This window comes from Pseudomonas sp. P39-UII1 (assembly GCF_039672635.1).
Classification (GTDB): domain Bacteria; phylum Pseudomonadota; class Gammaproteobacteria; order Pseudomonadales; family Pseudomonadaceae; genus Aquipseudomonas.
Genome location: NZ_JBDFPP010000002.1, coordinates 212,427 through 237,446 on the forward strand (window position 1 = coordinate 212,427; position 25,020 = coordinate 237,446).

A 25,020-nucleotide genomic window follows, 5' to 3' on the forward strand; every position below is an offset into this window, starting at 1 on the left:
CGCAGGTTCAGGGAAATTTCATGTCGCTAGTCGCAAGCCCCGACATCATGTACCGGCTGTTGATCCAGAGCGTGGTGGACTATGCCATCTACCTGCTCACCCCCGACGGTATCGTCGCCAACTGGAACCCCGGCGCCCAGCGGGCCAAGGGTTACCTCGCCGATGAAATCGTCGGCAAGCATTATTCGCTGTTCTACAGCGAGACCGAGCGCGCCGCCGGGCTGCCGCAGCAGAACCTTGAGCAGGCACGCAACACCGGCCGCTTCGAGGAGGTCGGCTTGCGCCTGCGCAAGGACGGCTCTGCCTTCCACGCCCATGTGGTGATCGATGCCGTGCGCGACGACAGTGGCAACCTGGTCGGCTTCGCCAAGGTCACCCGCGACATCTCCGAGCGCCGCCAGCAGGAGCTCGAGCTGCTGCAGGCCAAGGAGCTGGCGGAGCAGTACAGCCAGGAAATGGCCAAACTGTCGCAGTTTCTGGACTCGGTGATCGCCAATATCCCGGCCAGCGTCATCGTTCAGGACCTGGAAACCCAGCGCATTCTGTTGGCCAACCAGCAGGCCGAGCGCCTGTTCGGCGGGGGCGGCAGCAGCATGATCGGCCAGCTGCCCGGCGCCTGCCTGGCACCGGCTGCCGCCGACTACCTGGAGCAGCAGCTCAGCCGGGGTGCGCGCAACGCCAAAGGCTACGCCGCCGAAACCCGGGTGGACACCGCCTGCGGCCCGCGCACCCTGCGCAGCCGCGCGTTGCTCAGCCAGCACCGCAAGGGCCAGGCCGACTACGTGCTGTTCGTGGCCGAAGACGCCACCGAGGAGCTGGCGGCCCATGCCCAGATCCACCACATGGCGCACCACGACGCACTGACCGGCCTGCCCAACCGCACGCTGTTCAACGAGCGCCTCAAGCAAGCGCTGGTGCGTGGCCACGAGGACGAAAAACTGACCGCTGCGTTGTGCCTGGACCTGGACAACTTCAAGAACATCAACGACTCCCTCGGCCACGCCTTCGGCGACAAGCTGCTGCGCGCCCTGGGCAAGCGGCTGCGCCGCGAGCTGCGTGAGCACGACACCCTGGCGCGGCTGGGCGGTGATGAGTTCGCCGTGGTCCTGACCCGGCTGGACAGCCGTGAGGCAGCTTGCAGTACCGCACAGCGCCTGATCGATGCGATCAGCCCGCCGTTCCAGATCGAGGGCCACCAGTTCACGGTGGGCGTAAGCATCGGTATCGCGCTGGCCCCGGATGACAATGAACAGGCCGAACAGCTGCTCGGTTATGCCGACATGGCGCTGTATGAGGCCAAGCGCAACGGGCGTAACCGTTATGAGTGCTTCCATGTCGAGCTGGATGTCGCCGCCCGTCAGCGCCGCCTGGTGGAAACCGACCTGCGCACCGCGCTGCATCTGGGCCAGCTGCACCTGCATTACCAGCCGGTGGTGGACCAGCTGACCAGCAGCGTGACCGGTTACGAGGCGCTGCTGCGTTGGCAGCACCCGACCCGCGGCATGGTCATGCCGATGGACTTCATCCCCATTGCCGAAGAGACCGGGCTGATTCACGAACTGGGCATCCGCGCGCTGAACCTGGCGTGCCAGGAAGCGGCCACCTGGGACAGTGAGCAGACGGTGTCGGTCAACCTGTCGCCGGTGCAGTTCAAGAACGCCAACCTGGTGCACACCGTGTCGCTGGCCTTGGCCGACTCCGGCCTGCCGGCCCGGCGCCTGGAGCTGGAAATCACCGAATCGGTACTGCTGGGGAACAGTGAAGAGAACGTGCGCACCTTGCGAGCGCTGAAAGACCTGGGGGTGTCGATTTCGCTGGACGATTTCGGCACCGGCTATTCCTCGCTGGGCTACCTGCGCTCGTTCCCGTTCGACCGGATCAAGATCGACAAATCGTTCGTGCATGACATGTGCGATAGCCGTGAAGCGATGTCGATCATCCGTGCAATCACCGAGCTGTCCAACAGCCTGATGATCAAGACCACCGCCGAAGGGGTGGAGTCGGAGGAGCAGATGCTGCGCCTGAGGGCGGAGGGGTGCTCACACTTCCAGGGGTATCTGTATGGCCGGCCGGTGCCGGCGGACGAGCGGTTGAAGCAGGTGGCTGCTGCGGTGGGTTGAAGCGGGCTGCAGTGCAGCCCATCGCCGGCAAGCCGGCTCCCACAGGTACGGCAGCGTGCGGCCGTTGTGGCAGCCGGCTTGGCGGCGCTGGCGAGTATCAGCTGTTCCAGTCCGGGGCGAAGTCCGGGTTTACCACCCGCTGATCCTTCGGCAAGCCGGCAATCAGCGCACGGTCTTGGTCATCCAGGCGCACGTCCAGCGCCGCCAGGTTGCTCAGTTGGTTCTCGCGGCTGCTGGCCTTGGGGATCACCGCGACGCCATCCTGGTCCAGCAGCCACTTCAGCGCCACCTGGCTCGGCAACACACCGTGCTTGCGGGCAATTTCCTGGATCACCGGCTGTTGCGCCGCTTGCCCGCGGGCCAGCGGCGTGTAGGCGGTGAGCAGCAGGTCGTGCTGGCGGGCGTAATCGAGCAGCGGTTGCTGGCCAAGCAGCACGTGGTATTCGACCTGGATCGCCGACAACGGCGCACCCAGCTGCTCGATCACCTGGCGCAGCAGGCCGAGCGGGAAGTTGGCCACGCCGATGCTGCGCACCTTACCCTCGTCACGCAGTGCCACCAGGGTCTCGATGCTGCGGGCCAGGTCCCAGTCCTTGCCGGGCCAATGGATGTGGAACAGGTCGACCTGCTCGGTGCCCAGCGCTCGCAGGCTGTCTTCCAGTGACTGGCGCATGGCATCAGGGGCCAGGCGGTCCCACCACACCTTGGTGGTCAGGTGGATCTGATCGCGTGGCACGCTGCTGTCGCGCAGGGCTTGGCCGACGGCGGCTTCGTTGTTGTAGGCGGTGGCGGTGTCGATGTGCCGGTAACCCAGCTCCAGCGCCTGGTGGACTGCACGTGTGCACTCGGCGCCGGTCATCGGCCAGGTGCCCAGGCCGATGCTGGGCAGGTCGAGGCCGTTGCGGGTGGTGAGCCTATGCATGAAAACTCCTTGTTCGGGTTCGAGGGTCCATGGCCGATGGTGCGCGTTTCGCCTGGCAGGGGCTATGCGCGGGGCGCAGAAAGTGGTCGATCAGCGAACGGAAAATGCAATGCCCCGAATGGACGCGGCAATTGGCCTTCCTCAAGTCGTCGTATCTCTTCTAGAATCTCTGCTGGTCACACCTGCCTTCACCTGGCGCAGCATGCCGCCGCGCCGCCATCGAGAACGCCATGAGTTCCAGCACACCGCTGTCCGGAGTCAACCACCCCTTGCGCGGCATCGTCCTGGTGGTGGTGGCGACGTTCCTGTTCGCCAGCCACGATGCCTTGTCCAAATTCCTCGGCGGGCTGTACCCGATCATCATGGTGGTATGGGCGCGTTATGTGGTGCACACCTTGCTGATGGCCGGGATCTTCCTGCCCAAGTCGGGCCTCAACGTGCTGCGCACCCGGCGCCCGGTGCTGCAGACCTTGCGTGCGCTGAGCCTGCTCAGCACCAGCCTGCTGTTCACAACCGGCTTGCAGTACCTGCCGCTGGCCGAGGCGACTTCGGTCAACTTCCTGGCCCCGGTACTGGTCACCGCGTTGTCGGCGCCGCTGCTCAAGGAGCGGGTCACGGCCGGGCAATGGGTGGCGGTGGTGCTGGGCTTCATCGGCGTGCTGGTGGTAGTGCACCCGGGCGGCGCGATGTTCACGCCGGCGATTCTGTACCCGTTCGGTTCGGCGCTGGGGTTCTGCTTCTATCAGTTGCTGACGCGCATCCTCGCCGCCTATGACAGCCCGACCACCAGCAACTTTTACGCCGGGCTGTGCAACACCCTGGTGATGAGTGCGCTGGTGCCGTTTTTCTGGGAAGTACCGCGCTGGGACCATGCGCTGCTGATGCTGGCGCTGGGCGGTTTTGGCATGAGTGCGCACCTGCTGCTGACCCAGGCCTTCCGCCACGCCGCGCCTGCGCTGCTGGCGCCGTTCAGTTACTGCCAGATCGTGTTTGCGGGGTTGCTGGGGCTGTTGATCTACGGGCAGGTGCCCGACAGCGCGAGCCTGGTGGGGATCGCTATCATCTGTTTGAGTGGGTTGGGGGCGGCTTGGATGCAGCGGAGGAAGTGAGGATCTTGGGGGGCGATAGGGGCGCTTGCCTTGAGATCTTCAGCGCCCTTGAGATCGAGCGCCGCCCGCGCGGCGCTTCGCGGGGCAAGCCCGCTCCCACATTTGTTGCAACGCGCCGTTCCAGTCAGGCCATGGTTGTTCGCCTTGGTGCATGGCTGAAGACAGGCGGGGCTCCGGCAGCGCCACCCGAAATATCTCGGCGGGCCAACAAGGCTGACAACTATGGCCTATCAGGCCATGGCACGTTGCAACAAATGTGGGAGCGGGCTTGCCCCGCGAAGCGCCGCGCGGGCGGCGCTCGATCTCATTACCGCAATAAATCTCCAGGCATGCGCTTGGCGGCCCGCCCCACCTCATTGCCCCAGAAAACCAACGCCTCTCAAAACCCTACCTCGCCATAAACTGCATGATCCGCTCCCGCAACCAACGCTCGGCTGGGTCATTATCCTGGGCGCCGCTCCAGACCATCGACAACTCCGCTTCGGTGATCTCGAACGGCGCCGGGTCGGCGCGCAGGCTGCCATCGTCGGCCAGGGCGCAGGCGGCATAGTCCGGTACAGTGGCGATCATCTCGGTGTTGCGCAGCAAGGCGCGCAGGCTGCCGAACTGCGGCACCGCCAGCACCACCTTGCGGCAACGGCCGATACGCGCCAGGTCGAGGTCGATGTTGCCGCTCATGTCACCGGAGAACGACACCATCACATGCGGCCTGGCGCAGTATTCGTCCAGGGTCAGCGGGCCTGGGCGGTCGTCAGCGCGCAGCACGCGCACGCCGATGTCGCGCAATTTGCGGCGTTTGGCGGTGGCCGGCAGGTCGGTGGTGTAGCTGACGCCGACCGAGATCTCGCCGCTGGCCAGCAAGCTCGGCATCAGCAAGAAGTTCGCCCGGCGTACCACCACGCTGATCTCCGGGGCCTCTTCGCGCAGGGCTTGCAGCAAGGCGGGGAACAGCCCGAACTCGGCATCGTCGGACAGCCCCAGGCGGAACACGTTGCAGCTGTTGGCCGGGTCGAACTCCCGGGCGCGGCTGATGGCCGACGAGATCACGTCCATCGCCGGGCCCAGCTCGGCGAAAATCTGCATCGCCCGAGGGGTGGGCTCCATGGTGCGCCCGCTGCGGATCAGCAGCGGGTCGTCGAACAGCTCGCGCAGGCGGGCGAGGGCGGCGCTGACGGTGGACTGGGTGATGAACAGCTTTTCGCCGACGCGGGTGAGGTTGCGTTCGATCATCAGGGCTTCGAAAAGCACCAGCAGGTTCATGTCGACGCGGCGCAGGTCATTGCGGTTCATGGGGCTTGGCTCACGGAGGGTGATGGCTTGGCGTTGTATTGAAGCACGGCGCAGGCGCTCGTGCCTTGTACAGATGTGCCGGCCTGAGCGCAGGGCAAGCCCGCTGCCACAAGAGCCAATCTATCAGCCGCCAATAGCCACTCTATTAGAAGTCTGCCCAAGCTCGACTAGTCTTGACCGTGGCCCCGCGAAACCGCGTGCGGGCGGCGCTCGAACAGCTTCATGCGCCGCGCAGTGACAGCTTCGCAAGCCCCGTGTCGGAACGTGACCGACAGGACCTGATGAGGGGTAGGCATGAGCCCATGTGCTCGGCTGAAAGAACACCTGGCATAGACCGGAAATCTGGATAACCGACCCAAAGGTAACCGCAGATGTCGAACGAATCGAAATGCCCGTTCCATCAAACCGCAGGTGGCGGCACCACCAACCGTGATTGGTGGCCCGACCAGCTCAACCTCAGGATTCTCCACCAACACTCGTCCAAGTCCAGCCCCGACCCGGACTTCGACTACGCCAAGGCGTTCAAGAGCCTCGACTTCCAGGCCCTGAAAAATGACCTGACCGCCTTGATGACCGACTCCCAGGACTGGTGGCCGGCCGACTTCGGCCACTATGGCCCGCTGTTCATCCGCATGGCCTGGCACAGCGCCGGCACCTACCGCATCGGTGATGGCCGCGGTGGCGCAGGCTCCGGCCAGCAACGCTTCGCCCCGCTCAACAGCTGGCCAGACAACGTCAGCCTGGACAAGGCCCGGCGCCTGCTGTGGCCGATCAAGCAGAAGTACGGCAACAAGATCTCCTGGGCCGACCTGATCGTGCTCACCGGCAACGTCGCCCTGGAGTCCATGGGCTTCAAGACTTTCGGTTTTTCTGGCGGCCGCGCGGATGTGTGGGAGCCGGACGAAGACGTGTACTGGGGGTCGGAAAAGGTCTGGCTGGGCGGCGACACCCGCTACGGCAAGGAGCAGGTCAAGGCCCAGCCACCCGGGCAGGGCGACCTGGTGGCCGAACCCGCCAAGCACGGCGAAGAGCAGAACCGCGACCTGTCCGCCGAGCGCAACCTGGAAAACCCCCTGGCTGCGGTGCAGATGGGCCTGATCTACGTCAACCCCGAAGGCCCGGAAGGCAACCCAGACCCGGTGGCTTCGGGCAGGGATATCCGTGAGACTTTCGGCCGCATGGCCATGAACGATGAAGAAACCGTGGCGCTGATCGCCGGTGGCCATGCCTTTGGCAAAACCCACGGTGCCGGCCCGGCCGACAACGTCGGCGCCGAACCGGAAGCCGCCGGGCTGGAGCTGCAAGGCCTGGGCTGGCCCAACAAGTTCGGCACCGGCAAGGGGGGCGATACCATCACCAGCGGCCTGGAAGTGACCTGGACCTCGACCCCGACCCGCTGGAGCAACGAGTACCTCAACAACCTGTTCAACTTCGAGTGGGAGCTGACCAAGAGCCCGGCCGGTGCCCACCAATGGCGGCCCAAAGAGGGCAAAGGCGCAGGCACCGTGCCGGATGCCCACGACCCGAGCAAAACCCACGCACCGTCGATGCTCACCTCCGACCTGGCCCTGCGTTTCGACCCCCTCTACGAGCCGATCGCCCGGCGCTTCAAAGACAACCCCGAGCAGTTGGCGGACGCCTTCGCCCGTGCCTGGTACAAGCTGATCCACCGTGACATGGGCCCGCTGGCGCGTTACCTCGGGCCGGAAATGCCCAATGAAGAACTGCTGTGGCAAGACCCGCTGCCCAAAGCCGAGCCCTCGTCACTCGATGACCGGGATATCGCCGCGCTCAAGAGCAAGATCCTTGCCTCAGGGTTGAGCGTGGGGGAGCTGGTGTCCACCGCCTGGGCCTCGGCCTCGACCTTCCGTGGCTCCGACAAGCGCGGCGGTGCCAATGGCGCCCGCCTGCGCCTGGCGCCGCAGAAGGGCTGGGCTGCCAACCAGGGCGTGGACAAGGTGCTGGCGGCGCTGGAGAACATCCAGCGCGAGTTCAGCAATGGTGGCAAGCAGGTTTCGCTGGCCGACCTGATCGTACTGGCCGGCACCGCAGCCGTGGAAAAAGCCGCCAAGGACGCAGGTTTCACCGGCAGCGTGGGCTTCCGCCCGGGCCGCGTCGATGCCACGCAGGAACAGACCGACGTCGAGTCGTTTGCCGTGCTCGAACCGTTGGCCGACGGCTTCCGCAATTTCACCAAGGACCGTTACAGCGTCAAGGCCGAGAAGCTGCTGCTGGACAAAGCCCAGTTGCTGACCCTCACCGCGCCCGAGCTGACCGTACTGATCGGCGGCCTGCGGGTGCTGGGCGCCAACCATGGCGGCAGCAAGGACGGGGTGTTCACCGACAAGCCTGGCACCTTGAGCAACGACTTCTTCCGCAACCTGCTGGACATGGGTGTGGAATGGAAGCCGACCTCGGCCGACAACGAAGCCTTCGAAGGGCGCGACCGCAAGACCGGGCAGGTGAAGTGGACGGGCAGCCGGGTTGACCTGGTGTTCGGCTCGCATGCCCAGTTGCGGGCACTGAGTGAGGTGTATGGCAGCAGCGATGGCAACGACAAGTTCGTCAAAGACTTCGTTGCCGCCTGGGTGAAGGTCATGGAACTGGACCGTTTCGACTTGAAACAAATGTAATCCCTGCGGCTGCTGTGCAGCCGGTCCGCAAGCAAGCCCGCCCCCGCAGGTGACTGTGGGGGTGGGCTTGCGCGTATCTGCTTCAATGGTTGCTGGACCATTGCGCTGTTCCTGTGCAAGCTGAGGCATTCAGGAATGGACCTCGATGCAGACAGAAGGTGAACCCACGTGAACCCCGAATCCATGCTGGCGGCGCTGCCAGGTTTCGCCATTGCGCCGGAGGCGATCCAGGTATTGCCCGATGCCGCGGCCTACCGTGCCTGCCTGCTCGAGCGCATCGCCGCAGCCACCCGGCGCATCGTCATCGTCGCCCTGTACCTGCAGGAGGACGAGGCCGGGCAGGAAGTGCTCGACGCCCTGTACCAGGCCAAGGCGGCGCGGCCGGGGCTGGAGATCGTCATCGTGGTCGACTGGTTCCGCGCCCGGCGTGGCTTGCTGGGGGCCGGGCGCCAGCCTGGCAATGCCGCCTGGTACCAGGCCCAGCGCCAGCTGCGCGGCCTGGACGTTGTGATTCATGGCGTGCCGGTGCAAACCCGCGAGCTGTTTGGCGTGCTGCACCTGAAGGGCAGTGTGATCGATGATTGCGTGATCTACACCGGCGCCAGCCTCAACAATGTCTACCTGCACCGGTTCGACCGCTACCGCCTGGACCGCTACCACCTATTCGAATCGCCCGCGCTGGCCGAGGCCATGGTCGACCTGGTGCGGCGCCTGCTGCACCACACCGCCACGCCGCGCCTGGACCTGCCTGCGCCACCGGAAACGCGCAACCTGCGCGGTGATATCCGCCGCCTGCGCGCCCGGCTGCGGCGCATGGCCTATGACGCACCGGCCGCCGCGCCGGGGCAGGGCCTGCGGGTGGTGCCGCTGCTGGGTGTCGGCCGTGGCAACCCGCTCAACCGTGCCCTGTGCGCGCTGCTGGCCGCCGCCCGCTCGCAGATCATCATCAGCACGCCGTACTTCAACCCGCCACGGGTGGTGATGCGCGAAATCGACCATGCCCTGGACCGCGGCGTGCGGGTAGAGCTGATTGTCGGCCACCGTACCGCCAACGACTTCTACATCGCCCCCGGCGAGCCGTTCAGCGCCAGCGGCGCCTTGCCTTACCTGTACGAAGACAACCTGCGCGCCTTTGCCCGGCGCCGCCATGCCGGCATCACCAGCGGCCAGCTCAGCGTGCGCATCTGGAACGACCCCGGGCATACCTTTCATGCCAAAGGCGTGTGGATTGACCAGCGCTATTCGCTGCTGACCGGCAACAACCTCAACCCGCGCGGGTTCAACCTGGACCTGGAGAACGGGCTGCTGATCGATGACCCGCAGGGGCAGTGGATCGTGCCGCGTGAGGTGGAGCTGGAGGGCATCCGCCGGCATGCGCCGCAGATCAGTTCTGCCGAAGAACTGGGGGTCAAGGCCGAGCACCCCAAGGAAGTGCGCAAGTTCCTGCGGCGCTTGCGCTACAGCCGCCTTGAACCGTTGATCAAACGGGTGCTTTAAGGGCTCTCATACCTCTCTGAAAAGTCATGGCAAACGAATACAATCAGCCGTTTTCCACGTTAACCAGATAGGCCAATCCATTCATGGCGCTTGACCCACCCACGATGCTGACCATCACCATCGCCCTGGCTGCCGCCGCAGCCCTCTACCTGGCGATCGAGTGGCGCAGCGTTCGCGAACCCTCGCTGCTGTTCTGGAGCGCGGGTTTCGCCACCATCACCGTCGGCTCCACCCTGGCCCTGCTGCGCGGGATCGGCCTGTTGCTGATCGGCATCTGGTTTGCCAACGGCTTGCTGGTGGTGGCGCATGCGTTTTTCCTGATGGGCGTGTTGCGCTTTACCCAGGCCCGGCTGTCACGGGCCTGGCTGCTGCTTGTGCCGCTGTGGTGTGCCTTGCTGCTGTTACCCGCAGGGCCGCAGTGGTCGAAGATCATGCTGATGGTCAATTCGCTGCTGGTGGCGCTGCTCACCCTCAAGGCCAGCCTGCTGTTGCGCCCGCACGGCAAGTCGCTGAGTGTGGGGGCGGTGCAGCTGCGCTATGTGCTGCTCATTCACGGCCTGTTCTATGTGGCCAAGGCGATCATCGCGGTGGCCCCCGGCACGTTGATCGACCTGGCAACCTTTGGTGGCCTGATCATCCAGATTTCCTTGGTGGAAGGGGCCATGGCGATCATGCTGATCGCCCTGTCGATGACCGGCACTGTGCGCTACCGGCGCGAAGAGCGGATTGCCCGGTTGGCCGCGCGGGATCCCCTGACGGCGTTGTACAACCGCCGCGCGCTGGAAGTTCGCGCCGTGCACCTGTTCAAGGGCGTGAGCCCAGCCCGCCCGGGGGCGCTGCTGCTGATCGACATCGACAACTTCAAGCTGGTCAACGACCTGCACGGCCACGCAGCCGGTGACCGCCTGCTGGTCACGCTCAGCGAGATGATCCGTGCGGTGCTGCCGGAACGTTCACTGGCGGCGCGGCTGGGCGGCGATGAATTCGTCATCCTGCTTGGCGATGCCAGCAGCGAGCGTGTGGTGGAGCTGGGCAGCCTGTTGCGGGGCCAGTTCCAGCAATTTGCCGAACAAGCCATGCCAACCCCGCAGGCGGTGACCCTGAGTATTGGCGCCAACCTGTTCGACCAACCACCGGCCAGCCTGGCGGCGTTGATCGAGCAGGGGGATGTGGCGCTGTATCAGTCCAAGCGTGGCGGGCGTAACAGTATCCGCCTGGTTGACCGCACCGACGTGAGCCCGGTCAGGTAGGGGGGAGGAAACTGGGGGCCGCGAAGCGGCCCCAAAGGTTCAGGTCACAACCTGATAGCAAGGCACGTACGCCGCGCCACCCGGCAGCTTCATCCGGTGCTGGTCGACAAACGCCTGCAACAGGCGCCCCAACGGCTCCAGAACCGCACTGTCACCGCGGATCTGGTACGGCCCGTGTTCTTCGATCAGGCGGATGCCCTTGTCCTTGACGTTGCCCGCAACGATCCCGGAAAACGCCCGGCGCAGGTTGGCGGCCAGCTCATGCGGCGGCAGCTCGCGGCGCAGGGCCAGTTCGGCCATGTTGGCGTGGGTCGGGTCGAACGGGTGCTGGAAGCCCTCGTCGATCTTAAGCAGCCAGTTGAAGTGGAAGGCGTCGTTGCGCTCGCGGCGGAACTGCTTCACCTCCTTGAGCCCTTCGACCATCTGCCGTGCTACTTCGGCCGGGTCATCGATGATGATCTGGTAGTGACGCTGGGCGGCTTCGCCGAGGGTGGCGCCGACGAAGGCGTGCAGCTGCAGCAGGAACGGCTCGGCACTGCGCGGCCCGGTCAGCACCACCGGGAAGGGCAGGTCCTGGTTGTCCGGGTGCATGAGGATGCCGAGCAGGTAGAGGAACTCTTCGGCCGTGCCAGCGCCGCCGGGGAAAATGATGATGCCGTGGCCGACACGCACGAAGGCTTCCAGGCGCTTCTCGATGTCCGGCAGGATCACCAGCTCGTTGACGATCGGGTTCGGCGCCTCGGCGGCGATGATGCCCGGCTCGGTAAGGCCCAGGTAACGGCTGCCGTGCATGCGCTGCTTGGCATGGGCGATGGTCGCGCCCTTCATCGGGCCTTTCATCACGCCCGGGCCGCAACCGGTGCACACGTCCAGCTTGCGCAGGCCCAGCTCATGGCCGACCTTCTTGGTGTACTGGTATTCCTCGGTGCTGATCGAATGGCCGCCCCAGCACACCACCATCTTCGGCTCCACGCCCGGGCGCAGGGTGCGGGCGTTGCGCAGCAGGTGGAAGACGTAGTCGGTGATGCCCTGGGAGCTTTCCAGGTCGATGCGCTGGCTGGCCAGCTCGCTTTCGGTGTAGACGATATCGCGCAGGGCGCTGAACAGCATTTCGCGGGTGCTGGCGATCATTTCGCCATCGACGAAGGCGTCGGCTGGGGCGTTCAGCAGCTCCAGGCGCACACCACGGTCTTGCTGGTGGATACGCACCTCGAAGTCCCGGTAGGCTTCGAGGATGGTCTTGGCATTGTCGACATGCGCGCCGGTGTTGAGGATGGCCAGGGCGCACTGGCGGAACAGGGTATAGAGGCTACCGGTACCGACTTCGCTCAGTTGCTGGACTTCACGTTGCGACAGCGTCTCCAGGCTGCCTTTGGGGCTGACGGATGCATTGATGACATGGCGTTGGGGCATCTAAGTCTTTCCTGTGCAGGTAAAACATCCTTCTCAGACAACACCATAAGTCATGCGAAGAGCTTTTGCACACCCAGCGTAATCGCCATCCCGCCGCCCACCAGCCACAGGTTGAGAATGGCCCCGGTGACCAACGCCCGTGGCCCGGCCTGGCGAATCTGGCTGAAGCGGGTTTCCATGCCCAGCGCGGTCATGGCCATGGTCAGGGCGAAGGTGTCCAGGCCGTTGACCGCCTGGGTCACGCTGCCCGGCAGCACCTGCAGCGAATTCACCAGCACCAGGCCCAGGAAGCCGAAGGCGAACCAGGGCATGGCGATACGGCCATTGCCTTGCGCCTGGCCCGGCTGGCGCGAACGGCTGATCCACAGGCCCACCACCAGCAGCACCGGTACCAGCAGCATCACCCGGGTCATCTTGACGATGGTGGCGATGTGCGTGGCTTCGGGGCTGACGTTGCTGGCCGCGCCCACCACCTGGGCCACCTCGTGAACGGTGCCGCCAAGGAACAGGCCGGCGCCCAGGGTATCCAGCGGTAGCCAGCCGGCATTGATCGCCAGCGGGTAGAGGAACATCGACAGGGTACCGAACAGCACCACGCTGCCTACGGCCATGGCGCTCTTGTGTGGCGCGCTGCGCAGGGCCGATTCGAATGCCAGCACCGCAGCGGCGCCACAGATGGCGCTACCGGCGGCGGTCAGCAGAGCCGTGTCGCGGTCCAGCTTGAGCAGCTTCATGCCACACCACAGGCCGATCAGCAGGGTGCTGACTACCACCAGCAGCGACACGGTCAGCCCGGACCAGCCGACTTCGGCAATTTCCTGCAGGCTCACGCGCAGGCCGAAGAACGCCACGGCAATGCGCAGCAGCCCACGGGCAGAGAAGTTGATGCCCGCCGCCCAGCTGGCCGGCACGCCGTCACGCAGGGCATTGCCGTACAAGGCGCCGGCGACGATACCGACAATCAGTGGGCTGATGCCCAGGTTGGCGATGGCAGGCAACGCCGCCAGCTGAGTGACGGCGAGTGCGAACAGCGCGACGAACAGGATGCCATTGAGCCGCCCTCGGGTGGAGAGGGTAGGGGCAAACGCAGGGTTGGACGGAACCGTGGCCATGTGAGTCCTCCGGGAAAAGTGTTTCGACAGGGACTACTTTATTTTGGTTATAAGCTTATAAAAAATCGTAATTCAGGATGCCAAGTATCCGTTTAGCTGATACTTTTGCAAAATGACCCCGGAACAGCTGATAACCTTCGCCACCGTTGCCGAGCACGGCAACATCAGCCATGCGGCCTTGGCCCTGCATTTGTCGCAGCCGGCTGTCTCCGGCCAGCTCAAATTGCTGCAGGAGGCGTTTGGCGAGCCCCTTTACCAGCGCGCCGGGCGGGGCGTGCGGCTGACGGCTGCAGGTGAACAACTGCTGGCCCATGCCGAGCGCCTGCGCGAAACCTTCCGCCAGGCCCAGGTGCTGCGCGAAGCCATGCGCGGGCTGGAGCGCGGCACCCTGCGAATTGGCGCGAGCACGACCCCCGCAAGCTACCTGCTGCCTTACCTGATCGCCGACTTCCATGCCCGTTATCCCGATGTGCTGGTTACCACCTCCCATGGCAACACGGCGGAAATCGTCGCAGCGCTGGACAGTGTCGATATCGCCCTGATCGAAGGCCCGCCTGGCCAGGAGTTGCCGCTCGGCACCGGCGTTACCCCTTGGCGTGAGGACGAAATCGTTGCCATCGTGCCCAGCGGCCATCCGTTGCTGGCGGATCAGCAGCAACCGCTGGAAGCACTGGGCAGCTACCCGTTGGTGTTGCGCGAGAGCGGCTCGGGGGTGCGGCAGATCGTCGAGCGGGCGTTTGCCCGCAGTGGTGTGGCGATGCGCGTGGCGCTGGAGATCGCTGGGGTGGAAGGGGTAAAGGAAGCGGTGCGGGCGGGGATGGGCATTGGCTTTGTGTCGGCGATGTCGATCCGGCATGAAGATGGCGCGCTGCGGCGTCTGCACATTGCGCCGCAGCCTTTGGTACGGCGCTTTTCGATCCTGCTGCCGCATGCCGCCACCCCATCGCGGGCGGCGGCGCGGTTCATGGAGCTGTGTGTCGGCGCGTCAAAACCCTGAAGACTTGCCCCTTGCCTACCGGCGCCTGATGAAGCAGGGCCGCGGCGGTTTGCTGAGCAAATCAGGGCGCATAGGTACAAGTTGCTCATAACGGTAATGGCTTATACAGTTTTCGTTGTTGCGCCCAAGCGATGGGCGGTGATAAACGAGAGCCACTAGGCTTTGTATGAAGAACCCCGTGTAGGAGCTGGCTTGCCTGCGATCGGCTGCGAAGCAGTCGTAAAATCGGTATCTGCGCAGTACCAGACAGAATGCGGATAGAGGATTTACGACTGCTTCGCAGCCGATCGCAGGCAAGCCAGCTCCTACACGGGGAGCGCGATATGCGATATTTCGTACAGCGCCTGGCGAGCGGCACGCCCAACAGCCCTGGAAGATTCCCATGCAAGAGTTGCCTCCTGACGAGACAATCCGCGCGGCATTGCGCAAGTCCCATGCTCGGCTGCACAAGCAGCACGAGCTGGTGGTTGAGTACGGGGTGAAGTCATTGAAGTCGACGGATCTCGATGCCTTGCTGACCCACGCCTGTGAAGTGGTCGCGCAGGGCATGCAGACCCGCTTCGCCAAGGTGCTGACTCCGGTACCCGACAGCGATACGTTCCTGTTGTCCCACGGCGTCGGTTGGGATGAGGCGGATATCGGCAGTGCCACCGTCGGCGCCGACGAAGCCAGCCCTGCGGGGTATGCCATTGCCACCTACCGGCCCGTGCTGTCCAACCACCTGGGGCAGGAGCACCGTTTTCGCACGCCAGAATTGCTCAAGAAGTACGGCATCGAGCGGGCTATCAACGTCCCTATCAGGGGGGCGTTGACGCCGTTTGGCGTGCTTGAGGCGGACAGCAGCAATGGCGACGACTTCATCGAAAGCGATCTGGTCTTTCTCGAGGGCATTTCCAACGTCATCTCCATGGCCCTTGAGCGGCTGGCATCCGATGCCGATGCCGAGTTGCCCAACCCCTATTCGGAAAGCATGCTCAATGCCAGCCCGGATTGCGTGAAGGTGTTGTCCACCAGCGGTGCAATCGAGTTCATGAATGATGCCGGGCTCTGCCTGATGCATATCGACGAACTTGCGCAGGTGCAAGGGTTGCCGTGGGCGCAACTCTGGCCCGACGAGTCCAGGCCGGTCGTGCTGGAGGCCCTCGACAAGGTGGTCGCTGGCGAGTCCACCCGGTTCGAGGCTTTGTGCCCGACCGGGCCGACTGAACCGAAATGGTGGGATGTCACGGTGGCGCCCATTCTGGGCGCGGATGGCCGCGTAGAAAAGCTCATCGCCGTATCCCGGGATATCACCGAGCGCCATCATCACGAAGCCCGGTTGCTGTCACTGATCGAAGCACAGAATTCCCGGCTCGATAGAAGTGACCTGCATCTGGAAGAAATCCACCACCGCGTCAAGAACAGCCTGCACCTGGTGAACACGCTACTGCTGCTGCAGGCCAACCTGACGCCAGACGAAGCTGTGAGGATTCAACTGGAGACGGCGGCGGGGCGGGTGGTGACCATCGCCAGTGTCCATGAACGGCTTTATCAAACCGCTGAGGAACGGGACGTACTTGTCACCGACTACCTGAGCGCCTTGCTGGCGGACCTGGGTAAAGCCCTGGCCGATCGCAAGATTACGCTTGAAGCCGATGCGTTCATCCTGCCCCCCGGCCGGATGGCACCGTTGGGCATGGTGATTTCAGAACTGATCACCAACGCCTTGAAGTATGGCAAGGGCACCATCGCAGTCCGTGTGGAAGACGCGGATGATCATGCGCTGATTTCGGTGACCGATGAGGGAGAAGGGTTCCCTGAGAACTATCCCAAGCCGACGGGGACCGGGCTCGGCATGCGGCTTGTCAAAAGCTACTCGGGTTACGGCAGCACGGCGATTTCGGTGGACAGGCAGCTTGAAAAAAGCACTATTCACGTACGCTTCAAGCTGTGAAGTGAAAGGGCCAGGGATGTTCCATCAACCCTGGCCCGAGGCAATCAGCGATCGTCTTTGTTCATTCCACTGTCTTCTTCATCATCAAGCTCGGTGCCAGGGTCCGTGCCCTGTTCACGGTCGCCGTCCGAACGGCTTCCCGCGCCATGGCCACCCATTCCGCCTTGTTGTCCCGCGCCGCCAGAGCGCTGCGGGTCGTTTGCCCATTTGTCATCTGGGGTTTGGCCACCTTGCTGGCCAGGCTCGGACGTATGCTGTGGATCGTCCTTGCCAGCGGATTGCCCACCTTGCCCACCTTGGCGGCCAGATTCCCAGGCCTGGTTCGGATCGTTGGTGACCTGGTCCGGGTTCTGTTGCGGCATGCCGCCTTGTTGTCCGCCTTTACCTTGATCGTTAGCCATGATCGTGCACCTCGTGAAGTTCACACAGAAAGGCTGTGTTCAATTCCGACGCTGGGGGCGAACGGCTTGCTCCCCTAACTTTCGTATTAACGGACGGAGTGCACGAAAGAACTGAAAGCCGGACGTATTGCGCCGTAAAAGCCTCCAGCCCAACAAGCCGGGCGGGGTATATGGCGTGTGGCTCAGGCCACCTTGAATACATGCTTCAGGTACGCCACGAAGTTTTCGTCACGGCACTGGGTCTTGCCCGGGCTGTCGCTGATCTTCGCCACGGGGGCGCCGTTGCAGGCGGTCATCTTGATCACGATGTTCATCGGCTCGACACCGGGAATATCACACGTCAGGTTGGTGCCGATGCCAAAGCTCACGTTGATCCGCCCGTGCAGGGCACGGTACAGCCCCAACGCCTTGGCAAAATCCAACCCATCGGAAAAGATCAGCGTCTTGCTGCGCGGGTCGATCCCCAGCCGTTCATAGTGGGCAATGGCCTTTTCAGCCCACGCCAGGGGGTCACCTGAGTCGTGGCGCAGGCCATCGAACAGCTTGCCGAAGTACAGGTCGAAATCGGCCATGAACGCCTCCATGGTGATGCAGTCGGTCAGCGCGATACCCAGCAAGCCGCGGTATTCCCGTACCCAGCATTCCAGCGCGGCAACCTGGCTGTCGACCAGCCGCGGGCCGAGCTGCTGGTGGGCCATGAACCATTCGTGGGCCATGGTGCCGATGGGTTTGAGTTCATACTCGCGGGCCAGGTGCACGTTGCTGGTGCCGACGAAGCGGCCTGGGAAGTCGCGCTTGAGGGTGTGCACCACTGCTTCCTGCACCCGGTACGAAAAGCGCCGCCGCGTGCCGAAATCGGCCAGCTGGAAGCCCGCCAGCTCATCGGGGCTGGCTTCGGCCTTGAGCCAGTCGAGCTTCTGGTACAGCCGCTCGCCCACCTGCTCCATCACTACCTCGCGGTAGCGGTAGCGGTTGCGCACTTCGCTGATGATCGCCAGCAGCGGGATCTCGTAGAGAATCACATGCAGCCACGGCCCGCGCACGCGGATCGCCAGTTGCCCGGCGTCATCCAGGCCAACCTGGACGTAGCGCAGGTTGAAGCGGAACAGGCTGAGGAAGCGGATGAAGTCCGGCTTGATGAACGGGATCTTCTCCAGGTACGCCAGCTGGTCGTGGGTGACCGTGACCTCGGCCAGTTGCTCCACCTGGTAGCGGATTTCGGCCAGGTAAGGGGCGAGGTCCTCGCCATTGCGGCAGCGAAATTCCCATTCCACCTCGGCATTGGGGTAGTTGTGCAGCACCGCCTGCATCATGGTGATCTTGTAGAAGTCGGTGTCCAGCAGGTTCTGGATGATCCGTGGGCCGAAAACGCTGTCGCTCATGGGCGGGCTTCCTTGATCAGAGAGAGCTGGTAGTCGAGCGCGGCCTCGTCGCCGCAGAGGATAACCCCTTCGGCAGCCAGCGCTCCGCAGGCGGTGATTGCGCCTTGCTGGGTCAGCGCGCGGCAGGCGGGCAAGTACAGCAGCACCTGGAAGCCTGCCTGGCGCAGTTGCTGGGCGGTGGTCTTGACACAGTAATCCAGGGCCAGGCCGCCAACGATCACCGCGCCTACCTGCTGCACCTTGAGGTACTCGATGACACCGGTGGAACGCCGTTCGGCCAGGTCGTGGTAGCACGCGCCGTAGGGGTGCAGGTCCGGTTCGACGCCTTTCCACACGAAGTAGTCGTAGTCGATGGGGGCCGGCAGCCCAGGCAGCAGTTCGAAACCCGGGGTGCCTGGCACGCAGTGGCTGACCCAGGTCAGGTCGGCGTTGGGCAGGGCCAGCGGCTGCAGCATTTGCGTAGGTTCTGACACCACCCAGGCGGCATTGGCCGGGTGTGCGTCCTTGCTGCCCAGGCGCAAGTCGGCGCGCAAGGCCATGGTGTTGAGGTCGGCGGCGATCTCATGGCCCTCGGGTACCGGCAGTTCCTGCGGGGCGTTGGCGGTGAAGCCGTTTTGCGCGTCGACATCGAAACTGGCGATTTTCATGGGGCATTCCTCGCTGGATTTGCTACATAATTCATCTGGTGTAGTAAGTGTGTCAAGCACAATCTACAGCGCAGTTCGAGCTTGCATTACTTAAACGCTCTGGTGGATTATTGCGACATTCAACTGTGGAGGCTCCTGGTGAGTACAGCCGAAGTCCTGGCCAGCGTCGATATCGTCGCCTTGCGCCTGGCCCCCGAAGCCCAACACCTGCAAGTGTTGTTGCACCGCCGCGAGCGTGAGCCACATGCCGCCCAATGGGCGCTGCCCGGCGTGATCGTCAACGGCCGCACCCCGGACACCAGCCTGGAGGCCGCTGCCGAGCGGGCCTTGTGTGAAAAGGCCCAGGTGTTGCCGCGTTACCTTGAGCAGGTCGGTACCGAAGGCAATGCCTTCCGAGACCCGCGCGGCTGGTCATTGAGCACCTACTACCTGGCTTTGCTTGACCCCCAGCAGCAGGTCGAGGGTGACACGTTGGCTTTTTTCGACCTGGACAGTGTGTTGGGCCGCAAAGTGCTGCTGCCGTTCGATCACAACCTGCTGGTGGAGCGCGCCCGCGAACGGTTGGCGAGCAAGACGGTGTACAGCAGCTTGCCGCTGAATCTGCTGGGCGAAAAATTTACCGTGCTGGACGCGTTGGGGGCAGTGCAGGCGTGCCTGGGGCAAGCGGTGAACAGCACCTCGCTGCGCAAGCGCCTGGAACGCTTGCGTGAGCTGGGCTGGGTGCGCGATACCGGCGAGAAGAACCAGCCTCGGCTCGGCCGGCCGCAGCAGCTGTATCAGTACACACCGCCAGGCGAGCGGCCGTTCATGTTCGACCGCAGCCTGTTGCCGGAAGGGGTGTGAGGGCGGGTTGCTCACGCAGTGCGTTTCGCCATGCAGGCGCGTTGCGGATGCGTGCGCATTCTGCATCTCATGACAGTTGATCAGCTTTTTGTACCAAACGGTACATTCTGCGCGTAGAATCGCCGGCAACCGGCAATTGTCCTACAAAACTATTCAGCGGAGTTCTGAGTTGATGCGCGCGGACCCGAGTCGCCTGACCGCAATCGAGCACAAAATGCTGCTCGAGGACCTCAGCAGCAGCTCCACCCAAATTGAAGACCTTCTGGAACACATCGTTTGCGGGCAATCCACTTTGGTTGAGCTTGTGAATCTGCTCGGCCCTTTTGCGCAATGCGAGGCTCAAGGTGATGTGCAATTACCCCTGTGGAAGTTTTTTTACACAGAGCGCGGCTTTGAGCTGAGCGATCCACAAGTATTGTCGGTGGCTATCGATGTGAAGGGCTGCGTCAGCGATTTTGCTCTGGTTTAGTTAAAAAAGACTTGGTCGCCCCTAAGAAGTCCGCTTTCCCAGAATTCGGTCTCTGCAGACGCTGAGCACTTCATCGGCCAGTGGCGAATGGCGTAGTGGCTGGTGGCGGCAATTACCGGCGGCCACCCACTTGACTCCACCCGCTACACGCCGACTTCCAAGGGCCGGGTGTGATTAGCGCACATTTCCCCGTATTTTCTCGCGCAAGCTGTGTTCGTAGCCGTCCTGGAGTTTCACCTTCTCAGCCAGGTTCGGCAGCAAGCTGCGGGCAATCACGATGATGCCGTCGCGGTCACCAATAATCGCATCACCTGGGTAGCAAACGACATTACCGCAGGCAACTGGGACGCCGACCTGCCCTGGGCCCCATTTTGAGGGGCCGGCTGGGTTCACCGCACGGGCATAGATAGGCAGCCCCATGCTGTCGAGTTCTTCAATGTCACGTACCGCGCCATCGATGACGACCGCAGCAACCTGCTTTGCCAGGCAGATCTCCCCGAGCAGGTCACCGAAAACAGAGCGGTTCACTTCACTGTTGCCGTTGATCACCAGCACATCGCCTGGCTGCGCTTCGTCCAGCGCACGATGAATCGCGAGGTTGTCACCCTCGCGAGTGTTGAGCGGCAGGATGGTGCCGTAAAACGCAGGCTTGCCTGCGGTGTGGCGAATGGCCGAAGCCATCATGCCCATCCGGTGGAGTACGTCGCCGATGAGTGCTACTGGGTAATGCGAGATTTCCTCGATCAACGCCAGGCCAGCTCGCTCCCAGGTCGCGTTAACACTGATCGAGTCATCGGACACATTGATGAACATAGGATACCTCCAGTATCGGAAAAAGGCTTAGCTGAACGACTTCGGCACAGGCTGGTTAACTGGGTGGGCAGGTGCTCCGCCCTTCAACACGGCGGCAATCGCCTCCAGTGCGCTCATGCCAACGCGTAACAGCGACTCATCGGTCTGGCCGGCGACGTGGGCCGTGACGATCAGGTTGGGCGTATTCGCGATATCTGGAGTGGCATGGTCGAATGGCTTGATCATGTCGATGTTCTCGGCGGCGAGGACGTCAGCCCCTGCACCAGCCAGCTTTCCACGCTTGAGTGCATCGACCAGTGCCTGCTCGTCCACAACGCCGCCACGGCTGGTGTTGATCAGGATTGCGCCATCTTTCATCTCGGCGAACTCAGGTGCGCCGATCAGGTTGCGAGTGGTTTCCAACAGCGGGACATGCAGACTGACGACGTCAGCTGTGGACAGGAGGGTGCCAAAGTCCACCCAACGGCTGTCCGAGCTCGGGTCGATGGCTGGGTCGGTAAAAATCACTTTCATACCGAAGGCCTCAGCTACAGGTGCGACGCTGGAGCCAATGTTGCCGAACCCTACCAGGCCCAAAGTACGTCCTTCGAGCTCGATGCCGGTCAGCGAGAGGCGGTCTTCTGCCCAGACGCGGTTGCGGGTTTGCTCAGATGCCAGCGGCAGCTTGCGACACAGCGACAAGAGCAGTGCGAAGACATGCTCGATCACGCTGCGCTGGTTTGCACCTGGAGTATTAGTGACCCAGACGCCGTGTTCGGCTGCTGCTTTGTAGTCGACGTTGTCATAGCCGGCGCCATGGCGAGCCACGATCCGCAGTTTTGGCGAGGCAGCGATCATTTCAGCGCTGATGTGGCCACCGCGTAAAAACACGGCGTCCACCTGATTGCGGATTTCTTCATATCCAACGGCATTGGGGCCGTAGCCTAGGCGCACCTCGCCGATCTGCGAAAGCCGGGAAAGGATTGTTTCGTGAATGGGGCTGGTGACGTAAATGAGAGACATGCTGTGGTACTCAGGCGAATTGATGTTTTTTGTCGTCGGCGGCTGCTTGGCTGCGAACAGTCCACAGTACGATCAGGCCTAGAACGCCGGCAGCGCTCAGGATGAAAGCAGGGGCCGTTTGGTTGCCGGTGGCGCCGATCAGCCAGGTCGCCATGAAAGGACCGATACCGCCGCCGATCACGGCACCAACGCTGTGGCCAAACGCGACGCCGGTGTGGCGAACGTGGGTAGGGAAAAACTCAGGCATGACCGAGTAGGTGCCCGCCAGGCAGAGCGCATAGGGGATCATCCCCAGCGCCAGGCCGGCCATGGCCATGCTGACCTGACCTTGCTGCATCAGCAGGAACGATGGGACAGAGAGCACGGCGTAGCCGAGATAGGCCAGGCGGAGCACGGCTTTGCTGCCGATGATCGAGCCGAGGTGACCTGCCAATGGGATCATCAGGGCTGCGAAGCTGACTGCAACCAGAACGATGGTGGAGGCCTGTCCCTTCGAATAGCCGAGAATCGAGCTGAAGTACGCGGCGATGAAGACGGTGCCGATATAGGTGCCGATGTTCTGCACCAGCGAAATCATCATGACCTTGGTCAGCGGGCGCATATAGTCGCGCACGAGCTCAGCGAAAGGTGCGCTTTGATCTATGCCTTCTTCAGCCTTTTTCGACTCGAATTCCGGACTGTCTTCGATGCCCAGGCGCATCCACAGGCCGATTATGCCCAGCGGCAGCGCCAGCAGGAACGGAATACGCCACCCCCAATCAGCCATCTGCGGGTCGGTCAGCCATGCGGCTGCAAGGCCGGCGATGGCTGCTGCGAGCCCTTTACCGAATTGGGCAATCGACGGCAGGAAAGAGATGTACAGCGAGCGACGGTTGGCGGGTGCCCACTCGCGGATATAACTGGCCGCGCCGCCGATTTCACCACCGGCAGAGAAACCCTGCAGCATGCGCAGTGCGACGAGCAGGATAGGGGCCCAGACGCCGATTTGCGCATAACCAGGCAAGAGGCCGATGAGCGTCGCAGCCGCCCCCATCAGGGTGATGCTCGCGATCAGGCTTGCGCGGCGGCCTACCTTGTCCCCGAGCCAGCCGAAGGCTACTGCGCCTATCGGGCGGACAAGGAATGCCGAGCCGAAGACCAGAAAGGTGTTGAGCAGGCCCGTGGTGGGGTCGTCCGACGGGAAGAAGACCAGGGCGAGAGTTGCCGCAAGGTATCCGTAGACGCTGAAGTCGTAGTACTCGACGAACGTACCGAAGACAGCTGCAGCCGTAGCTTTCTTGGCTTTCGTCCTGCGTTCAGTACCTGGCTCAGGCATGGCGACGGACTCCGTCAACGTATTGTTGTTATTCATAGGTCACTCCACTTTGTAGATCACGTCCACTTTTAAAAAATGGGACAGCGTCCTGTTTTGTTTTTCAAGAATCCTCGCGCTCAGCCTGGTTGTCAACAGGCGGCGATTGCTCTGCAGCTTGAAACCGGCACAAAATGGGGACTTCCCACATGCTCAGCAAGTCGATTAAATGCCTAACGCGCCCACTGAAAATGCGGCTTCCAAAGCCCCCGCAGCTACCTCCAGCCACGGCCGATTGATTGAGGTGCTGGATGCTTTGGTCAGACGAGCGGATGGCGAAGCGTGGGGCGTCAGAGAGCTGGCTAGTGACCTGAGTGAAAGCCGAAGCACCATCAACCGCATCTTGGTGGCTTTGGTTGACCGAGATTTTGCGGTTGAGGATGGGGTCGGAAAGTATCGAGTGGGGCCGCGCTTCAGGGTTCTGATGCACGCTTTGAATCATCGCAGTCTTCTGTTGAAGACGGCTCGGCATCTTCTCGACGGCTTGGCGGAGGGGGCGAAGCAGGCGGCCTTGTTGTCGGTGTATGCACCGCATTTGAACGGCTACTACGTCCTGCACTGTGGCGAGGCCCCGGCCACTTTGTTCTTCAGGCCCAAGAGCGGAAATCCTTTCCCCTTGGCGTTCGGAGACATCGGTAGAGCGTTCAGTGAGTACCTTCGACAGCATCCCTCTTTAGATGAAATCTCACCTCGCCAAACATCGATTGAACCGCCGCAGGGCATTTCTGAGACCGAGTTTCCCCCAGCTGTTTCGATGGTGGTGAGGCAGTTGGCACCGGGGTTGCTGATCTCGGTGTCGCTTCACGATCTTGGAGGTATCGATGGCAAGGTTCGGGACTCTGCCCGGGCGACCCTCAATGAGATAGCCGAGCGGCTATCACAGGCATTTGGGGTGTCTGACAGCTTCGGTCGTGAGGTGGTCAACGATGGCGACAGTTCTATCGTCGCCCGGCTAGAGGGGCTGCTGCAGTTGGCCTGCGCTGAGCCAAATGGTTACAGGTGCAGATTGGGCATGGCTGCTCAGTTGCAATGCAATGCGGCAACGGCCAAGAAAATCATTGGCTCTGCCACTCTGGAACGCTTGATACACATCGATGGTCAGGTGATCTATCCAGGTGCCCGTCTGTATCAATGGGCTGCGCTGCTGAGCAATGAAACCTACTCCCCGGTGAAACTCTGCAAGGCCATCGTTGACGCGCTCGTGAAGGAAACGGGAGAGACAATTGCGTACCTCTCGTTTGACGGGGCAACTTCCAAAGCCCAGTTCCTTGAGGTTATTCAAGGCTGGCGGCCTATCCAGTACAAGCTGGAGACTGGCGTGGAAGTTCCCCTATATGCCGGGGGCGCCGGCAAGGCCGTACTAGCCCATCTGCCGGCAGATTTTGCTGATGGTTTGAAGCTGGAGAAACTCACCGCGGCCACCATCACTTCGCACGCCAAGCTCCGTGCTGATCTTCAATCGATCAGAGAGCGGGGATGGTCGGTGGGTGACGGCGAGCGGGTTCTGGGGGCCTTTGGTATCGGCGTTCCATTCTTTATCGATGGGGAGGTGGCGGGCTCTATCTCTGCAACGATACCCCAATATCGAAAGGAAGATTGTGACGTCCCCTCGCTGATTGAACGCATGAAACTGGCTTCTAAGCGCATTAGCCAATTGCTGTCTCTGGGTGCAAGGGGCGTTGATTCCTAGCGGAGCTGCGCCTGCGACTCTCTGCTCGGCCTCTCAACTGAATTTTTCCAGCAGTAGACACCTCCATAATCCATCAACCGGGCAGGGGCTCTTGTATCAGCACTCCCACTGTACGTCATCGACAATGGAGATCAGCGGGCCGGAAC

The 25,020-nt window shown here is 62.8% G+C and carries 20 protein-coding genes; 10 read left to right on the plus strand and 10 right to left on the minus strand.

Annotated elements, in window-relative coordinates:
• The first annotated feature begins 20 nt into the window (after window positions 1-20).
• Window positions 21-2,120 (plus strand): EAL domain-containing protein, encoded by a 2,100-nt coding sequence (locus ABEH27_RS03685; protein ID WP_346612256.1) that lies wholly within the window; start codon window positions 21-23, stop codon window positions 2,118-2,120.
• Between the two features lie 97 nt (window positions 2,121-2,217).
• Here the strand turns inward: ABEH27_RS03685 and ABEH27_RS03690 are convergent, their stop codons facing one another.
• Entirely contained in the window at window positions 2,218-3,042 is an 825-nt protein-coding gene (locus ABEH27_RS03690; protein WP_346612257.1) for an aldo/keto reductase, read from the minus strand.
• Window positions 3,043-3,272: 230 nt separating this feature from the next.
• Between ABEH27_RS03690 and ABEH27_RS03695 the strand changes: the two genes are divergently transcribed.
• Window positions 3,273-4,151: a DMT family transporter gene (locus tag ABEH27_RS03695; RefSeq protein WP_346612258.1), complete on the plus strand. Its 879-nt coding sequence runs from the start codon at window positions 3,273-3,275 to the stop codon at window positions 4,149-4,151.
• 387 nt (window positions 4,152-4,538) lie between these two features.
• Here ABEH27_RS03695 and ABEH27_RS03700 read toward each other — a convergent pair whose 3' ends face one another.
• Window positions 4,539-5,441, minus strand: a complete 903-nt coding sequence (locus ABEH27_RS03700; RefSeq protein ID WP_346612259.1) for a LysR family transcriptional regulator — start codon at window positions 5,439-5,441, stop codon at window positions 4,539-4,541.
• Window positions 5,442-5,812: 371 nt separating this feature from the next.
• Between ABEH27_RS03700 and katG the strand changes: the two genes are divergently transcribed.
• The 3 genes from katG (at window position 5,813) to ABEH27_RS03715 (ending at window position 10,821) form a co-directional block, all read left to right on the plus strand.
• Window positions 5,813-8,074 (plus strand): catalase/peroxidase HPI, encoded by a 2,262-nt coding sequence (katG, locus tag ABEH27_RS03705; protein ID WP_346612260.1) that lies wholly within the window; start codon window positions 5,813-5,815, stop codon window positions 8,072-8,074.
• Window positions 8,075-8,242: 168 nt separating this feature from the next.
• Window positions 8,243-9,571: a CDP-diacylglycerol--serine O-phosphatidyltransferase gene (gene pssA / locus ABEH27_RS03710; protein ID WP_346612261.1), complete on the plus strand. Its 1,329-nt coding sequence runs from the start codon at window positions 8,243-8,245 to the stop codon at window positions 9,569-9,571.
• A gap of 83 nt (window positions 9,572-9,654) precedes the next feature.
• A complete protein-coding gene (locus ABEH27_RS03715) occupies window positions 9,655-10,821 on the plus strand; it encodes a GGDEF domain-containing protein (RefSeq protein WP_346612262.1) in 1,167 nt (388 codons plus the stop codon).
• 39 nt (window positions 10,822-10,860) lie between these two features.
• On the opposite strand, the gene ppnN is transcribed toward ABEH27_RS03715, so the two are convergent.
• Complete coding sequence (ppnN, locus tag ABEH27_RS03720) at window positions 10,861-12,234, minus strand: nucleotide 5'-monophosphate nucleosidase PpnN (RefSeq protein WP_346612263.1); 1,374 nt, start codon at window positions 12,232-12,234, stop codon at window positions 10,861-10,863.
• Window positions 12,235-12,284: 50 nt separating this feature from the next.
• Complete coding sequence (locus ABEH27_RS03725) at window positions 12,285-13,346, minus strand: YeiH family protein (protein ID WP_346612264.1); 1,062 nt, start codon at window positions 13,344-13,346, stop codon at window positions 12,285-12,287.
• A gap of 112 nt (window positions 13,347-13,458) precedes the next feature.
• On the opposite strand from ABEH27_RS03725, the gene ABEH27_RS03730 reads away from it, so the two are divergent.
• Together ABEH27_RS03730 and ABEH27_RS03735 are read left to right on the plus strand one after the other, a co-directional pair.
• On the plus strand, window positions 13,459-14,343 hold the full coding sequence (locus ABEH27_RS03730) for a LysR family transcriptional regulator (RefSeq protein ID WP_346612265.1): 885 nt from the start codon (window positions 13,459-13,461) through the stop codon (window positions 14,341-14,343).
• A 382-nt stretch (window positions 14,344-14,725) separates the two neighbouring features.
• Complete coding sequence (locus ABEH27_RS03735; RefSeq protein WP_346612266.1) at window positions 14,726-16,276, plus strand: PAS domain-containing protein; 1,551 nt, start codon at window positions 14,726-14,728, stop codon at window positions 16,274-16,276.
• 44 nt (window positions 16,277-16,320) lie between these two features.
• Here the strand turns inward: ABEH27_RS03735 and ABEH27_RS03740 are convergent, their stop codons facing one another.
• The 3 genes from ABEH27_RS03740 to ABEH27_RS03750 form a co-directional block, all read right to left on the minus strand.
• The gene (locus tag ABEH27_RS03740) at window positions 16,321-16,677 is read right to left on the minus strand and encodes a stress-induced protein (RefSeq protein ID WP_346612267.1); all 357 of its coding nucleotides are present in this window, start codon (window positions 16,675-16,677) and stop codon (window positions 16,321-16,323) included.
• A 182-nt stretch (window positions 16,678-16,859) separates the two neighbouring features.
• Window positions 16,860-18,059, minus strand: a complete 1,200-nt coding sequence (pncB, locus tag ABEH27_RS03745; protein WP_346612268.1) for a nicotinate phosphoribosyltransferase — start codon at window positions 18,057-18,059, stop codon at window positions 16,860-16,862.
• Window positions 18,056-18,706 carry a nicotinamidase gene (locus ABEH27_RS03750; protein ID WP_346612269.1) on the minus strand — a complete coding sequence of 217 codons (651 nt, stop codon included), beginning with the start codon at window positions 18,704-18,706 and terminating at the stop codon, window positions 18,056-18,058. Before ABEH27_RS03750 ends, pncB begins: the two co-directional genes overlap by 4 nt.
• Before the next feature lie 138 nt (window positions 18,707-18,844).
• Between ABEH27_RS03750 and ABEH27_RS03755 the strand changes: the two genes are divergently transcribed.
• Window positions 18,845-19,549 (plus strand): NUDIX domain-containing protein, encoded by a 705-nt coding sequence (locus tag ABEH27_RS03755; RefSeq protein ID WP_346612270.1) that lies wholly within the window; start codon window positions 18,845-18,847, stop codon window positions 19,547-19,549.
• 172 nt (window positions 19,550-19,721) lie between these two features.
• Window positions 19,722-20,018 carry a hypothetical protein gene (locus ABEH27_RS03760; protein ID WP_346612271.1) on the plus strand — a complete coding sequence of 99 codons (297 nt, stop codon included), beginning with the start codon at window positions 19,722-19,724 and terminating at the stop codon, window positions 20,016-20,018.
• A 174-nt stretch (window positions 20,019-20,192) separates the two neighbouring features.
• On the opposite strand, the gene ABEH27_RS03765 is transcribed toward ABEH27_RS03760, so the two are convergent.
• From ABEH27_RS03765 to ABEH27_RS03775, 3 genes are read right to left on the minus strand one after another with little or no spacing between them, the layout of a single operon-like run.
• On the minus strand, window positions 20,193-20,831 hold the full coding sequence (locus ABEH27_RS03765; protein WP_346612272.1) for an RraA family protein: 639 nt from the start codon (window positions 20,829-20,831) through the stop codon (window positions 20,193-20,195).
• A gap of 27 nt (window positions 20,832-20,858) precedes the next feature.
• A complete protein-coding gene (locus ABEH27_RS03770; RefSeq protein WP_346612273.1) occupies window positions 20,859-21,833 on the minus strand; it encodes a hydroxyacid dehydrogenase in 975 nt (324 codons plus the stop codon).
• A gap of 10 nt (window positions 21,834-21,843) precedes the next feature.
• A complete protein-coding gene (locus tag ABEH27_RS03775; RefSeq protein WP_346612274.1) occupies window positions 21,844-23,184 on the minus strand; it encodes an MFS transporter in 1,341 nt (446 codons plus the stop codon).
• 169 nt (window positions 23,185-23,353) lie between these two features.
• Here ABEH27_RS03775 and ABEH27_RS03780 point away from each other — a divergent pair, with 169 nt between their 5' ends.
• The gene (locus ABEH27_RS03780; RefSeq protein ID WP_346612275.1) at window positions 23,354-24,874 is read left to right on the plus strand and encodes an IclR family transcriptional regulator C-terminal domain-containing protein; all 1,521 of its coding nucleotides are present in this window, start codon (window positions 23,354-23,356) and stop codon (window positions 24,872-24,874) included.
• The last annotated feature ends 146 nt before the right edge of the window (window positions 24,875-25,020 follow it).